Annotated in this window: 14 protein-coding genes; 6 read left to right on the forward strand and 8 right to left on the reverse strand. The window is 71.0% G+C overall.

Annotated features, from left to right (window positions below; translation table 11 throughout):
• Window positions 1-221: 221 nt before the first annotated feature.
• The 6 genes from ACIA8L_RS18935 (at window position 222) to ACIA8L_RS18960 (ending at window position 5,538) form a co-directional block, all read left to right on the forward strand.
• Window positions 222-1,151: a methyltransferase domain-containing protein gene (locus tag ACIA8L_RS18935; protein WP_395906031.1), complete on the forward strand. Its 930-nt coding sequence runs from the start codon at window positions 222-224 to the stop codon at window positions 1,149-1,151.
• 2 nt (window positions 1,152-1,153) lie between these two features.
• Window positions 1,154-1,432 carry a hypothetical protein gene (locus ACIA8L_RS18940; protein WP_395906033.1) on the forward strand — a complete coding sequence of 93 codons (279 nt, stop codon included), beginning with the start codon at window positions 1,154-1,156 and terminating at the stop codon, window positions 1,430-1,432.
• Window positions 1,429-2,580: a glycosyltransferase gene (locus tag ACIA8L_RS18945; protein WP_395906035.1), complete on the forward strand. Its 1,152-nt coding sequence runs from the start codon at window positions 1,429-1,431 to the stop codon at window positions 2,578-2,580. Before ACIA8L_RS18940 ends, ACIA8L_RS18945 begins: the two co-directional genes overlap by 4 nt.
• A gap of 10 nt (window positions 2,581-2,590) precedes the next feature.
• Window positions 2,591-3,343: an ABC transporter permease gene (locus ACIA8L_RS18950; protein WP_395906037.1), complete on the forward strand. Its 753-nt coding sequence runs from the start codon at window positions 2,591-2,593 to the stop codon at window positions 3,341-3,343.
• A 17-nt stretch (window positions 3,344-3,360) separates the two neighbouring features.
• Entirely contained in the window at window positions 3,361-4,317 is a 957-nt protein-coding gene (locus ACIA8L_RS18955) for an ATP-binding cassette domain-containing protein (protein WP_395906038.1), read from the forward strand.
• Between the two features lie 84 nt (window positions 4,318-4,401).
• Window positions 4,402-5,538: a serine hydrolase domain-containing protein gene (locus ACIA8L_RS18960; protein WP_395906040.1), complete on the forward strand. Its 1,137-nt coding sequence runs from the start codon at window positions 4,402-4,404 to the stop codon at window positions 5,536-5,538.
• 178 nt (window positions 5,539-5,716) lie between these two features.
• On the opposite strand, the gene ACIA8L_RS18965 is transcribed toward ACIA8L_RS18960, so the two are convergent.
• From ACIA8L_RS18965 to ACIA8L_RS19000, 8 genes are all read right to left on the reverse strand, one after another.
• Complete coding sequence (locus ACIA8L_RS18965) at window positions 5,717-7,258, reverse strand: FAD-binding oxidoreductase (protein ID WP_395906330.1); 1,542 nt, start codon at window positions 7,256-7,258, stop codon at window positions 5,717-5,719.
• Window positions 7,259-7,271: 13 nt separating this feature from the next.
• Window positions 7,272-7,463, reverse strand: coding sequence for a hypothetical protein (locus ACIA8L_RS18970; protein ID WP_395906343.1), 192 nt, complete (start codon window positions 7,461-7,463; stop codon window positions 7,272-7,274).
• A 13-nt stretch (window positions 7,464-7,476) separates the two neighbouring features.
• The gene (locus tag ACIA8L_RS18975; RefSeq protein ID WP_395906042.1) at window positions 7,477-8,061 is read right to left on the reverse strand and encodes an HD domain-containing protein; all 585 of its coding nucleotides are present in this window, start codon (window positions 8,059-8,061) and stop codon (window positions 7,477-7,479) included.
• A 286-nt stretch (window positions 8,062-8,347) separates the two neighbouring features.
• Window positions 8,348-8,995, reverse strand: a complete 648-nt coding sequence (locus ACIA8L_RS18980; protein WP_395906044.1) for a hypothetical protein — start codon at window positions 8,993-8,995, stop codon at window positions 8,348-8,350.
• Window positions 8,996-9,090: 95 nt separating this feature from the next.
• Window positions 9,091-9,432, reverse strand: a complete 342-nt coding sequence (locus ACIA8L_RS18985) for a hypothetical protein (protein WP_395906046.1) — start codon at window positions 9,430-9,432, stop codon at window positions 9,091-9,093.
• A 284-nt stretch (window positions 9,433-9,716) separates the two neighbouring features.
• Window positions 9,717-11,723 (reverse strand): SIR2 family protein, encoded by a 2,007-nt coding sequence (locus ACIA8L_RS18990; protein WP_395906047.1) that lies wholly within the window; start codon window positions 11,721-11,723, stop codon window positions 9,717-9,719.
• Window positions 11,724-11,736: 13 nt separating this feature from the next.
• Window positions 11,737-13,005, reverse strand: coding sequence for a YqgE/AlgH family protein (locus ACIA8L_RS18995; protein ID WP_395906049.1), 1,269 nt, complete (start codon window positions 13,003-13,005; stop codon window positions 11,737-11,739).
• A gap of 13 nt (window positions 13,006-13,018) precedes the next feature.
• Window positions 13,019-13,375, reverse strand: coding sequence for a hypothetical protein (locus tag ACIA8L_RS19000; protein WP_395906051.1), 357 nt, complete (start codon window positions 13,373-13,375; stop codon window positions 13,019-13,021).
• Window positions 13,376-13,392 lie beyond the last annotated feature (17 nt).

A 13,392-nucleotide genomic window follows, 5' to 3' on the forward strand; every position in this document is an offset into this window, starting at 1 on the left:
CACCAGCAATTGTGGGGCCGAACGTTCGTTCACGGCCGGTGCGGATATAGGGCTTGAGCAGGTATTCGCGCGAACCGGTTACTCGGGATTGTGGAAGTTACAGGGCCCACTCAGTGGCTCATTGACAAGCGCCATCATCCCGTTCATACAATGGCCGGGCTCGCGCCGACTTCGGTTTTCGGGCTCACTTTCCCGGTACAGTAATTCGGAGATACGCGACTGTGAAAGCCGATACGGGTTCCGCATATCCGTCCGCACCGGCCGGCCCGGGCCTCAACGCCGCGGTCGAGCGCTATTACGACACCACCCTCGACCTGTACGAAGACCTGTGGGGCGAGCACGTCCACCACGGCTTCTGGGACGCGGGGGAGCGCCCCGGCAGCGACGAGGAGCGCCACGCCGCCACCGACCGCCTGGTCCGCGAACTCGTCGAGTACGCCCGCATCCCGGCCGGTGCGCGAGTGCTCGACGTCGGCTGCGGCATCGGCGGCCCGGCGCTGTACCTGGCCGGCCCGCACGGCTGCACGGTCGAGGGCGTGACCCTCAGCGCCGCCCAGGCCGCCCGGGCCAACGAGAAGGCCGCCGCGGCCGGGCTCGGCGACCGCGCGCGCTTCCATCAGCGCGACGCGCTCGACAACGACTACCCCGACGCGTCCTTCGACGCGCTGTGGGCCGTGGAGAGCCTCATGCACATCGCCGACCGGGCGGCGTTCTTCGCCGAGGCCCGGCGGCTGCTGCGCCCCGGCGGGACCCTCGCGATCGCGACCTGGTCCGTCCGCGACGGCGAGCTGAGCCCGCCGGAGCGCCGCGTCGTCGACCAGATCCTGCGCCACCAGGTGATGCCGAGCTTCTCCTCGCTCGAGGAGCACGAGCGCCTCGCCGTCGCGGCCGGCTTCACCGACGTGTCCTCAGTGGACTGGAGCGTGCACGTCGCCAACTCCTGGGAGCCGACCTTCGCCCAGGTCAAGGAGCTCGACAACGGCCGGGCCATGATGCGCGACCTGGCCCGCGACCGCGGCGTGGACGTGCTCGGCTTCTTCTACGCCGGCCCGCTGATGCTGCAGGGCTTCAGCACCGGCGCGATCACCTACGGCGCGGTCCGCGCGGTCAAGCCGGCAACCGGTGCGGTGGCCGGGCCGGCCGGGGACTGACGATGTCCACGCCGACGCAGCGGGCCGTCGCCGAACTGCTGCGTGAGGTCACCGGGGAGGACGAGGCCTGGCGGGCCGGCGTCGGACCCGCGACCCGGCTCGACGGTGACCTGTTCCTCGACAGCCTCGAGGTGGCGGCGCTCGGCGCGCGGCTGGCGGCGGTCTACGGACCCGGCGTGGACCTCGCCGGGTACCTCGCCGGGCTGTCGTTCGAGGCGCTGCTGGAGCTGGACCTGGCCGCGCTCGCGTCCTATGTGGACAGCTCAGGCGGTACCATATGAGCCGCTTCCTGTTCTTGTCCCTGCCCCTCATCGGGCACGTCAACCCGATGGCGGCAGTCGCGGCGGCCCTGCTCCGGCGCGGCCATGCGGTGCGGTGGGCCGGCTCCGAGTCGTTCCTGCGGCCGCTGCTCGGCGAGGGCGCCGACATCCATCCGATCCCGCTGCGGGCCCACCGGGGGCAGGCCGAGCGCGGGCTCGACGCCACCCGCACACGCTGGGCCGGCTACATCGTCCCGCACGCGAAGGCGACCCGCAAAGGCGTCGAGGCGGCGGTGGCCGCGTTCGCGCCGGACGTGCTCGTGGTCGACCAGCACGCGATCGCGGGCGCCATCGTCGCGCACACGCACGGGCTGCGCTGGGTCTCCGCCGCGCCGACCACCATGGAGCTGACCCGGCCGTTCCGCCGCGCCCTGCCCGGGGTCGAGGCCTGGATCCACGAGCAGATGGCGGCCGCGTGGACCGCCGCCGGGCAGCCGGGTCCGCCGCCGCACGACCTGCGCTTCTCGCCGCACGGCACGATCGCCTTCACCGCGGGTGGTCTCGCCGGGGATACGTCCGATGTGGACGGTCTGCACCTCGTCGGACCGGCCCTGGCCGCGCGGACCCCCGACCCGGACTTCCCGATGGACCGGCTGGACCCGGCGCGCAAGCACGTCCTGGTCAGCATGGGCACCCTGTCGATGGACATCGCCAAGGACTTCTACCGCCGGGTCGACGAGGCCCTGCAGCCCCTCGGCGACCGGCTGCAGGCGATCGTCGTCGCCCCGGAGCGCACCCTCGAATCGGTCGCCGACCACGTGCTCGTCCGCCACCGGGTGCCCCTGCTCGACCTCCTGCCGCACCTGCACGCGGTCGTCTCCCACGGCGGGCTCAACACCGTCTCCGAGGCGCTGGTCCACGGCGTCCCGCTGCTCATCGCGCCGATCAAGGGCGATCAGGCGCTCAACGCCGCCGCCGTGCAGCACGCCGGGGCCGGACTGCGGGTCTCCTTCGACCACATCCGCCCGGACGCGCTGCGGACCCGGCTGCTGCGGCTGCTCGACGACCCGGCCTGGGCCGCCGCCGCCCGCGCCGAGGGCGGACGGCTCCTCGCCGGCGGGGGCGCCGAGGCGGCGGCCACGATTCTCGAGTCACACCACCACGATTGAGGCGATCCCCGTGAAAGTACTGCGCGACACCTGGCTCATCTTCCAGCGCCACATCCTGCTCATGGTCCGCTCGCCGCTGTGGGTGTTCCTCGGCATCGCCCAGCCCGTGGTGTTCCTGGTCCTGTTCGCCCCGCTGCTCAAGCCCGCCATCGGCTCGGCCACGATGCTCGACGCCTACCGGGTGTATGTGCCGGGCATGCTCGTCGCGCTGGCCATCGGCGGCGGCCTGTACGTCGGCTTCGGCCTGCTCGGCGACCTCGCCAACGGCTCCATCGAACGGGCCCGGGTCACCACCGTCAGCCGGGTCGCGCTGCTGCTCGGCCGGGCCCTGCGCGACGTCGTCACGGTGCTGGTCCAGTCGCTCATCATCACGCTGCTGTCGCTGCCGTTCGGACTGATCATCAACATCGGCACCATCCTGCTCGGATACGCGATCCTCGCCCTGATCACCCTCGGCGCCGCGGCCATCTCCTACGGCATCGCCATCAAGGTGAGCAACCCCAACGTGCTCGGCCAGGTCATCAACAACCTGGCCATGCCGCTGATGCTGCTGTCCGGCACGCTGCTGCCGCTGGCCCTGGCGCCGTTGTGGCTGCGCACGATCGCCAACTACAACCCGTTCTACTGGGCCGTCACCGCCATGCGGGAGCTCTACACCGGCAACCCCGGCAACCACATCGTGGGCTCGCTCGTGTTCTGCGGCGCCGTCGTCGTCGCCGCCGTCGCGTGGTCGGCCAACCTGTTCGCCCGCTCGGTCAAGTAGGACTGGAGGACACTGCAATGATCAAGACCAAGGGCCTCAAGAAGTCCTACAAGACCAGGGCCAAGCGCAAGACCACCGAGGTCGAGGCGGTCAAGGGCATCGACCTCGACGTCGCCGAGGGCGAGATCTTCGGGTTCCTCGGCCCCAACGGCGCCGGCAAGACCACGACCCTGCGGATGCTGGCCACGCTCATCCCGATGGACGACGGCGAAGCCACCATCGCCGGGGCGAACCTGCGCACCGAGCCCGGCAACGTCCGCCGCGCCATCGGGTTCGTCGCACAGGGCGGCAGCACCTCCGACGACGTCACCGCCCGGGAGGAGCTGATCCTGCAGGCCCGCATGTACGGCCTGGGCCGCTCCGAGGCCGCCCAGCGGGCCGCCGAGCTCATCGAGTCCTTCGAGCTGACCGAGTTCGCCGACCGCAAGTGCAAGACCTACTCCGGCGGTCAGCGCCGCCGCCTCGACATCGCCCTCGGCGTCATCCACCGCCCGCGGGTGCTGTTCCTCGACGAGCCGACGACGGGCCTGGACCCGCAGAGCCGCGCACACATGTGGGACGAGGTGCGCCGGCTGCGCACCGAAGGCATGACGGTCTTCATCACCACGCACTACCTCGACGAGGCCGATGCCCTGTGCGACCGCATCTCCATCATCGACCACGGCGAGATCGTCGCCGAGGGCACGCCGGACGCGCTCAAGCGGGAGATCTCCGGTGACGTGGTCACCGTCGGGGTCGGCGACGACCTGGCCGAGAAGGCGGCCGAGGTGCTCAAGGGCCAGGAGTTCGCCCGCGAGGTCGACCTGCGCGACGACGGCGAACTGTGGCTGACCGTCGAGTCCGGCGACACCGCGATCCCGCAGATCATGCGGACCCTCGAGGGCGCCGGGATCTCGCTGACGACGATCGAGCTGCACCGCCCGACCCTGGACGACGTGTTCCTCACGAAAACGGGCCGCTCGCTGCGCGACTGACGGCTTGCGGTTCTTTGGATCTCGCGGACCTTAGGGGTCTCTCCCGGATGCATCTGGGTCGATCTCGCTGCGAGGGTCGGGGGCATGACAGCCATTCCCCGCCGCACCCTGCTCGGCGCGGCCGTCGCCGGCGGCTTCCTGCTGGCGACCGGCCGCCCCGCGCTCGCGGCCGACCAGCCCTGGTACACCCCGCTGGAGCAGGCGATCGCCGGACTGCCGGACGGCAGCGCCACCGCCGCCCAGGTCCGCATCGCCCGCGCCGGGCAGTGCTGGGCGGGCCGCTCCGGCGTGGCCGACCTCGCGACCGGGGCGCCGGTGCCGGCCGGGGCCCGGTTCCGCATCGGCAGCGTCACCAAGGTGTTCACCGCCACCGTCGTGCTGCAACTCGCCGCCGAGGGCCGGCTGCACCTCGACGCGCCGCTCAGCCGGTACCTCCCGGGCTTCTTGTCCGTGCCCTACGACGCCGTGACCGTGCGGCACCTGCTCGACCACCGCACCGGGCTGCCCGCCCCGGACCTGTCCGACGACATCGAGTGGCAGATCGCGCACCGCTTCGACCACTACACGGCCGAGCGGCTGGTGCGGATGGCCCTGACGGGCGAGCGGGAGTTCGCGCCCGGCACCGCGCAGCACTACACGAACATGGGGTACATCGTCGCCGGGGTCCTGATCCGCCGCATCACCGGACACTCCTACGCCGACGAGATCGCCCGCCGGATCCTGCGCCCGCTCGGCCTGCGCGGCACCGCGTTCCCCGGCGACGACCCGGCGATCCACGGGCCGCACGCGCACGGCTACCAGGTGGTCGGGGCCGACCTCGTCGACGTGACACTGTGGAACCAGTCCATCACCCCGGCCGCCGGCGACCTGATCTCGACCGCTGCGAACCTCGACACGTTCCTGCAGGCACTGCTCGGTGGCCGGCTGCTGCCGCCGGCACAGCAGCGGGAGCTGTTCACCCGGCCGCCCGCCGATGTCCTCGAGTTCGGGACGGGCGCCGTAGCCACCTACGGCGCCGGCCTGAACCGGCTCGTCGTCCTGCCCGACGGGCGCGAGATCTGGGGCAAGTCCGGGGCGCGGTACGGCTACAGCGCGGCCGTCGCGGGGACGGCCGACGCTGCGTCACGGCTGGTGTACTCGGTCAACTCGACGGACGCCAAGGCTTCTGGGCAGGCGGCGGCCATCACCCGCATCACGCTGGCGGCGCTCGGCCTGCTCTGAGTGCTGTTCAGCGGCCCGGCGGCCGGTCCGAACCGCGTCTGGCGTGAGCCTCGCGCGCCCGGCTGCCGGGCCGTTTCACGGATGAGCTTCGTCCTGCCCGGCCGGGGGTGTCAATCACGGCTTTTTCAGTTAACTGTCGTGATCGTCGTCCACTGTGGACGCCTCGGCTCGGCGGCGGTCAGGGGAGCCGGACCGACTGGGGGTGGTGAAAGACATCCTGCGGGTCGTACTTCGCCTTGATCTGGCGCAGCCGCGGGTAGTTGGCGCCGTAGTAGGCCGCGGCCCAGTCGCGCAGCTCCCGGTCGGCGTAGTTCTGATACACCTCACCGGTCAGGTGCGGCCGCAGCGCCTCGTGGAAGTCGTCGACCCAGGCGACGTTCGCCTCCGTCTCCTCCTCACCCGACCACTGGGCGATGATTGACGCGTAGTGGAGGGCGTCGCGGTGCACGAACGCGGTAGCGTCCTTCGGGACCCGCTTGACCGCGCCGCCGGCGAGCAGGTCGAAGCGCACCATGGAAAACCCGGACGGCGCCCGCCGAAACCCCTCAATGAGTACGGCGAACGCGTCCTCGTCGAAGCCGTCCTCCGCGAAGTAGCCGCCGAGCCACTTCGACTGCAGTCCGTAGACGATCTCGTCACCGAGCACGGTCATCACGTCGAGGTACGTGGTCTCGCCGATGCTGCTGAACAGCGGATCGCCCAGGCTGAGCACTGGGGCAAAATGTTCGTGGGCCTCTTCGGGCGGCCCCACGTACATGCCGTACATGGCGATGACGGGCTCGCCTTCCGGATACGGCTCGGTGGTGAGCAGCAGGCAGAGGGCCAGCCGCTCGTCGGCGCGGTCGGCGTAGAGGTCACGGTAGGCGGCGAAGATCTCACGGCCGCGGTCGAGGGGCCAGGCGACGATGCCGCCGATGACGGTGTCGGGGATAGGGTTGAGGCGGTAGGTGAGCGAGGTGACCACCCCAAACCCGGCGCCGCCGGCACCGCGGAGGGCCCAGAACAGGTCCGCGTGCTCGTCCTCGCTGACGCGCAGCGTCCGCCCGTCGGCGTCGACGATCTCCACCCGTTCGAGGTGGTCACATCCGAGCCCGAACGTGCGCCCGAGCGGTCCGTACCCGCCGCCGAGGCTGTACCCGGCGTTGCTGACGGTAGGACACTCCCCACCGGGCCCGACAACTCCGTAGGGCACCGTGACCAGATCAATATCCCGCCACCCAACCCCAGGCCCAACGGTGACGGTAGGTGAGCCGGTACCGATCTCGCCGTCTTCAGCGGTACCAGCGTTGGCAGTGCTTGCGTTAGCAGTACCAGCGTCAGCGGTATCTGCGTTGCTTGCGTCGTTGATACCTGCGTTGCTTGCGTCGTTGGCTTTTTGCCCCGTCTTGGTCGGATTCGCCGTTTTTGCATCTTTCGCGCGGTCTATCGCCGGGTTGAAGGAGATCTCCCGCATCCCCCCGACGTCAATGACCACGCCACCCTCCACAAGGGACAACCCACTCGCGTTGTGCCCCCCACCCCGAACAGCGATCGGCAACCGCTGATCCCGCGCAAATCGGACGACCGCGGCGACGTCCCCGGCATCGGCGCAACGAGCGATCAACGCCGGCCGAGTCCGGATACGGGCATTGAAAAGCCCCCGAACCGCCTCATACTCGGTGTGGTACGGCGTGACAAGCAATCCGCGAAACCCGTCCAACGGCGAGAGATCAAGGCGCACGCGGCCGATCTTGTCACCGGGAGGGATCGACGGCAACCACAGCTTCGAACTCAGCCACGAGCTGTCCGCGAAACCCGTCCAACCGCGAGAGATCAAGGCGCACGCGGCCGACCTTGTCACCGGGAGGGATCGACGCAACTACAGCTTCGAATTCAGCCACGAGCTGTCCGCGAAACCCGTCCAACCGCGAGAGATCAAGGCGCACCCGGCCGACCTTGTCACCGCGAGGGATCGACGGCAACCACAGCCTCGAACTCAGCCACGAGCCGCCGCAATCGCCCCACAACGGGCCGATTCCCGAGCTTCCCCTCCAGGATCTTGAGCACTTCCCGGTAGTTCCACAGCAACTCCCCAGCGCTGCGCACACTACCCCCGAACAACTCCGGCCCGAACCGGTGCAGATCGTCCACAAGGGACTGCAAGCTGCACACTTTGTCGGCCGCGATGACCAGCAGCGACTCGGGCCCAGCCTCGCTACTCATCCGCCCGAGGTGCTCCCGCTTGCGCTCCCACCACGTCAACCGGTCCCGCTCGTCGACGTCGGCATCGGTGCAGTCGTGCACGATCTTGTACACGTCATCCCCGAACGCCGCCCGCAACGCCCCCCGCCCCGTCGGCTGATCTTCGAGCACGTCGTGCAGCAGCGCCCCGATGGCCGCCGTCTCGCCGCCGCCTTCTTCGAGCACGATCGCGCACGTGGCGAGCAGGTGCGACACGTACGGCGTGCCGGTGTTGTGCCGAACCTGGCCACCGTGCCGGCGTGCGGCGTACGCCAACGCCTCCTCAAACCGCGGCGACAGCACCGGCCGTCCCCCTCGCACGTGAGTCCTGCCGTCCCCCTCGCACGCCAGTCCTACCGTCCCCCTCGCACGGGAGTCCCACCGGACGCACGCCAGTCCTACCGTCTTCCTCGCATGGGAGTCCTACCGGACCATTCTCACCCGGCGGTGCGATTTGACGTGGTTCGGGCGAATTTGGATGTCTGCGATCGGCCTCCGCGCGCCCCTTTTTCCAAGCTCAAGCCTAGCCGACCCGTCCTAATCGATCTTTTAGTTGATCTCCGCTGGGTCGCGCTGGGTGATTGGCCCGTTACCCGAGCATTGTTGCTATGGCCTGCAGTTGGTGGACCACCTCGGTGTTGGTCAGGCGGTGGCCCAGTTGCAGGCCGCCTCTTGGGGATGGTTCGTCCGGGCGGTAGTACACCTGGGATGTTCGCTTCTGCCTTGGGCCGCGTAACACCAGCGTTGCGCACGGGTGGGTTCGGTCGGTCACGGCCTGGTGGACTGTTGTTGCCGTGGTCTCGTATTGGCCGTCCAGCGGGGCTCGGGTCACCGTGCGGAACGGTTCCAAAGCTACGGTTCCCCTGGCGCGGACGTACGCTATCCGGCCGCCCGCGTATGGCTGGTAGGTGTAGCGGCGCCAGACCGGGGACCCGGGCGCGGGAGTGGGGGACTCGGCCAGTTCGATGAAGTGTTGGCTGCCGCCCAGGAGGATGGAGCTGAACGGGAAGCGGTGGTCGTGAGGGCGGGAGATGTGTTGGCGTTGGGGTGGGTCGGCCGGCCAGTAGTGCAGGGTCAGGCGGCTGCCGTCGTCGTGCTCGGCGGCGACGATTTTGGTGAAGCCGTTGACGTGGCGGTATGGGCGGCCGGCTGGGGGGTGGCCGGACCGGAAGTCGGCGGTCAGGCGGTCCAGCAGGGCGGCGACATCGTAGCGTTCTAGCAGCAGCGTGGCACCCACGGCGCATCCCTACTCATGGTGCGGTGGAGTTGATATCCGAGAACCCAGGCCTCAGATATACAACTTCGACCGGCGGCTATGAGAGGGCGGGGCGGTTACCGCTTGGTGAAACGCTCGGCGGCTTCCTGCACGCGCTTGAAGGTGTCGCCCGTCGCTTCGCGTAGGAGGCGGGCGGGGCTGCGGCCGGCGATGCCGGCGGCGCCTACCTCGCGGAGCCAGCCGGCGGCGGCGCCCAGGCGGTTGGCGCGGGCGAAGGTGTCGGCCACCTCGACGGCGCCCTGGAGGCGGGTGCCGAAGTCGGACCAGCGGCGGCGGTCGGCACGCCACAGGCGGAACTCGCGCACGGTGCCGGCGCCGGCGATGTATGCGGTCAGCTCTTCGCCCAATAACGAGACGCAGCGGTCGATGCCGCTCGTCGACAGGACCCCCACGGTCATGCCCTAAACGCTACCTGTCCTGCGCCAACTCGGCGAGCGCCAAAAACCGGAGCCGGACAAAGCACCCGAAATACGCAGAGAGTATCCGGGACAAAAATACCCCGTCGGGCGATAAATCCGACATGTCGCGGCGCGGAGCGCCCGACATGTCGTCGTCCGGATGGGTGTGTGAGCGCGGTGTCGTGATGTGGAGCGCCCGACATGTCGCCGCCGGCCGAGTGTCCGAAGGCGGTGTCGTCGTGCGCGGCGGCCCGGCATGGCGGTAGTGGTCGGGCCGCGTCAGGTCAGCCGAGATAGAAAGCTGAGACGTCCGACGCCAGCAGATCCAGGACCGGGAGGCCGCTGTCCAGGGCGGCCGCGAACGCCGACCACGAGTCCAGGTGGAAGCCGCCGACCTCGGGAAACGCCTCGCCGGTCAAGTATCGGGGGAGCAGCAGCGCATTCTGCACCAGCCAGTGCACATAGCCTCCCTCCTCGCCCCAGCCGGGCAGGCCGCGGGTGGAGGAGAGGTAGGCGCGTAGTTCGTCGGCGCTGGTCCAGCGGACCATCCGGGACTCGTTGGTCAGGTGCTTGATGTACGGGTTGAACAGCAGGGTGCCGCCGAGGCCGAAGTGTTCGCGGAACTGCTCCCACAGCAGCCGCTCGTCGCTGCCGGCGTAGGCCATCACCTCGGCGGCGGGTTCGTGTTCGAGCAGGGAGTGCAGGTAGGACCAGGTGGTCAGGGGGGTGAGGAGGCGGTTGGCGTCCTTGCTGAGCAGGGTCTGGACGATGGCGCCGGCGTTGCGTTCCAGGTCGTGCAGGGCCAGGTGCGGGACGACCTTGATCGCGGCGAGGACGCTGTAGAGGGACGGGTTGCGTTCGCCGTAGAAGACGCGGGCGACGGACCACGGGTCGGTGGGGCGTTCCAGGGAGACCTGGGCGGTGGCGACGTAGTCCTGCAGGGAGGCGACCTGCGGGGCGGCGGCCGGGTCGACGCGGCGCATCCAGCGGGTCAGGTCGGCGGCGAACTGGGCGCCGATCGTCTCCCGGTCGGTGACGCCGAAGTCGTCGAGGCAGACGACGACGCGCACGCCGCGGGCGCTCAGGGCCGCGGCGGTCAGGGCCTGGACGGCGTTGATGAGGCTGGCCCGGGCGCGCAGGCGGACCGGCCAGAAGAGCAGCCGCGGGCGCTGCGGGTCGGCGGCCCAGTCGACGCCCCAGCCGTAGCGGCGTTCGAGCTGGCGGAGCAGTGGCAGTACCCCTTCCGGGGCCGTGTTGCCGGGCTGGGAGAACAGCTGGCGCTCCCAGTCCAGGTGGCGCACCCGCCGCCGGGGGTCGACGCGGGGGCCCGCGGCGGGGATCTCGAGGCGGTCGGCGAGGCCGGTGAACAGGTCGTCGCCGTGGATGTCGGTGAAGAACTCGACGAGGCCGGCGAGGCGGTCGGGCAGGCGGATCGGGGCGGCGTCGTGAACGGCCCACAGGACGCGGACGGGGCGGTTGGCGGCGACGGCGCGCAGGGCGCCGGCGACGGTGTCGTCCCAGCCGCTGTATCCGACGACGACCACGACGTCGCCGGTGATCAGTTCGGCGAGGGCCCGCGAGGTCGGCTCGGAGGCGTCGGCGTCGGGGGCCGGGTCGTGCAGCAGCGGCGAGCGGACCTCGTCGCTGACCGGGCGCCAGAACCCGTGGAGGTGGAACACCTGCACGGCGCCTTCGCCTTCGGGGCGGCGGTCGGGGCGGCCGTCGGGGTTGACGGGGACGCTGACCGCCTGCCGGCCGGTCTGGCGGACGGCGACCTCGAAGAGCGGGTCGAAGTTGGTGGTGAGGATGCTGTTGCCGAACTCGTCGGGGCGCCCGGCGAGGAGCCGGCCGACGGCGCGGACCCCGGCCGGCAGCTCCCACCAGTCGAGGCTGTTCTCGACGCGTTCGCCGAGGCGCAGGTCGACGCGCTGCCAGATGCCGTGAGTGGCCAGGGGCGACAGGCTGAGGTCGGGGGTGCGGTAGCCGGCGAGGACGGCCTGCTGAGCGACGACGTCGAACTCGCCGGGGGAGCGGCGGGCGGTGAAGACGCGGCGGTACGCGAGGTAGATCTCGATCGGCAGGGCGTGCGGGTCGAGCGACTCCCGGGCCTGGCGCAGCGACTGGGTCAGTTCGCCGTCGTCGCCGAGGCCGGCGGCGTAGCGGTCGGCCAGTTCCACGAGCTCGTCCAGCCCTGGTACGGCCGGCATCGTCATCCCGGCCCCGAGGATGAGGGTCACCGTGCCGCCGTGGCGGATCGCGGACACGACCTCGTCGATCAGGCGCAGTTCCATGACACGCTCCCCGTCACTCTCCGGCCGCCCGGGCGTGCAGGGTGGTCCACAGGTCGCGCGGGCGGCTGGACAGCGCCTCGCGCACGTCGACGTCGCTGAGCAGGAGCAGGCCCCCGTCGATGTCGGCCTCCAGCTGGTCGGGGCCCCAGCCGATGTATCCGGAGAACAGCCGCATCCCGGCGATGACGGGTGCGAGGGGCTGGGGGTCGGCGGACAGGGCGATGACGCCGAGCCGGTCCCGCACGGGGCTCCAGCGCAGCGGCGGCTCGACGTCGGGGCGCAGCCGGGCCAGGGCGATGAACCCTTCGTAGCGGCTGAGCGGGCCGGCGTCGAAGAGGACCGCCGGGGTGGTCAGCAGCCGGCGCCAGCCTTGCGGGATGTCGGCCGGCAGCGGGTCGACGGTGGGCCGGTTGATCCGCACGCCGACGGCGCCCTTGGCCCGGTCGTGGCGCAGGATCAGCACGGCGGCCTGGCGCAGGTCGCGGTCCTCGACGGCGGCGGTGGCCACGACGATCCGTCCGACGAGGTCGCGGTGGTGGCGGGCGGCGTTGTGGACGAGGGCCAGTTCGTCGCCGGCGGAGCGCAGTTCGGGCAGTTCGAAGCCGCGTTCGCGGAGCCGGAGGGTGACTTCGCGCCAGACGGTCCGCACGTCGAGGGGGGTGGGCCGGTCGGGCAGGCCGCCGCGCAGGACGCGCAGGAGCTCGCCGGTGAACGCGGTGTAGGGCTCCCCGGGCGGGGCCTGGGCCGTGCGGTTGCGCGGCGCGGAGACGAGCAGGCACGTGTCGTCGCTGCCGGCCTGGTCGGCGACGGCCTGGGTGCCCGACTCCCCGGCGGCCAGGTGGCCGGCGGCCCGCCCGGCGTAGCAGCAGTCGAGGATGACCAGGCGGCGCCGGGCGCGGCTGCCGGCGACGGCGCGGCGGATGTGCTCGAACGGCAGTCCGGCCTCATACGGTACCGCCGGATCCGTGTCTCGCAGGCCAAGGACGAGACTGCCGTCGACCGGGTCGACGAGCCCGTGCCCGGCGAAGTAGACGACCAGCATCCCTTCGGGGGCGGTCTCCTCCGCGGCCCGGCGCAGTTCCCGGGAGACCTCGCGGGCGTCGTCGGGGTCGTGCAGCACCGTGCAGTGCTCGGGGGCGAGCCCCCACAGGTCGGGGTCCTGGAGGACCCCGGCGAGCCCGTTGAGGTTTCTGGTGATCGCCGGTACTTCGGGCAGGGTCGCGTATCGCGCGCCGCCCACGAGCACTGCCCGCGACGCCCGCGGGTCGGCCAGTTCCACCACGGTGCCGCCCGGCTCAGCCGTCGAGGGCCCGGGCCGCGGCGGCGACGGCCGCCGGGTCGGCGGACTCGATGCGCACCGACGTGCCGTCGGGGTCGATGCGGGTCAGGATGACGGCCGGGGCGGCGGGGCGGGTGCTGCGCCACTGGGAGACGGCCAGCAGCAGCTGCGCGACGGACAGGCCGGTGCCGAGGACCAGGCTGATGATCTCGACCGCGCCGGACAGCTGCCCCTCCTCGGCGCCGGTCGACAGCCCGACCTCGGACTGGACGATGCCGGGCTCGCCGACCAGCCAGCGCTGGAGGTTGAGCAGCTCATCGATGTCGGATGCGGGACCGCCGGCTATGGGCTCGAGGTGGATCTGCAGCTGCACGACTTCGAACAGTATCG

The organism is Dactylosporangium sp. NPDC051541, assembly GCF_044454505.1.
Lineage (GTDB): Bacteria > Actinomycetota > Actinomycetes > Mycobacteriales > Micromonosporaceae > Dactylosporangium.

Coding starts and splice junctions, on each gene's coding strand:
- ACIA8L_RS18940 (WP_395906033.1), top strand. CDS start 1,154: ATGTCCACGCCGACGCAGCGGGCCGTCGCCGAACTGCTGCGTGAGGTC.
- ACIA8L_RS18945 (WP_395906035.1), top strand. CDS start 1,429: ATGAGCCGCTTCCTGTTCTTGTCCCTGCCCCTCATCGGGCACGTCAAC.
- ACIA8L_RS18955 (WP_395906038.1), top strand. CDS start 3,361: ATGATCAAGACCAAGGGCCTCAAGAAGTCCTACAAGACCAGGGCCAAG.
- ACIA8L_RS18960 (WP_395906040.1), top strand. CDS start 4,402: ATGACAGCCATTCCCCGCCGCACCCTGCTCGGCGCGGCCGTCGCCGGC.
- ACIA8L_RS18985 (WP_395906046.1), bottom strand. CDS start 9,432: ATGACCGTGGGGGTCCTGTCGACGAGCGGCATCGACCGCTGCGTCTCG.
- ACIA8L_RS18990 (WP_395906047.1), bottom strand. CDS start 11,723: ATGGAACTGCGCCTGATCGACGAGGTCGTGTCCGCGATCCGCCACGGC.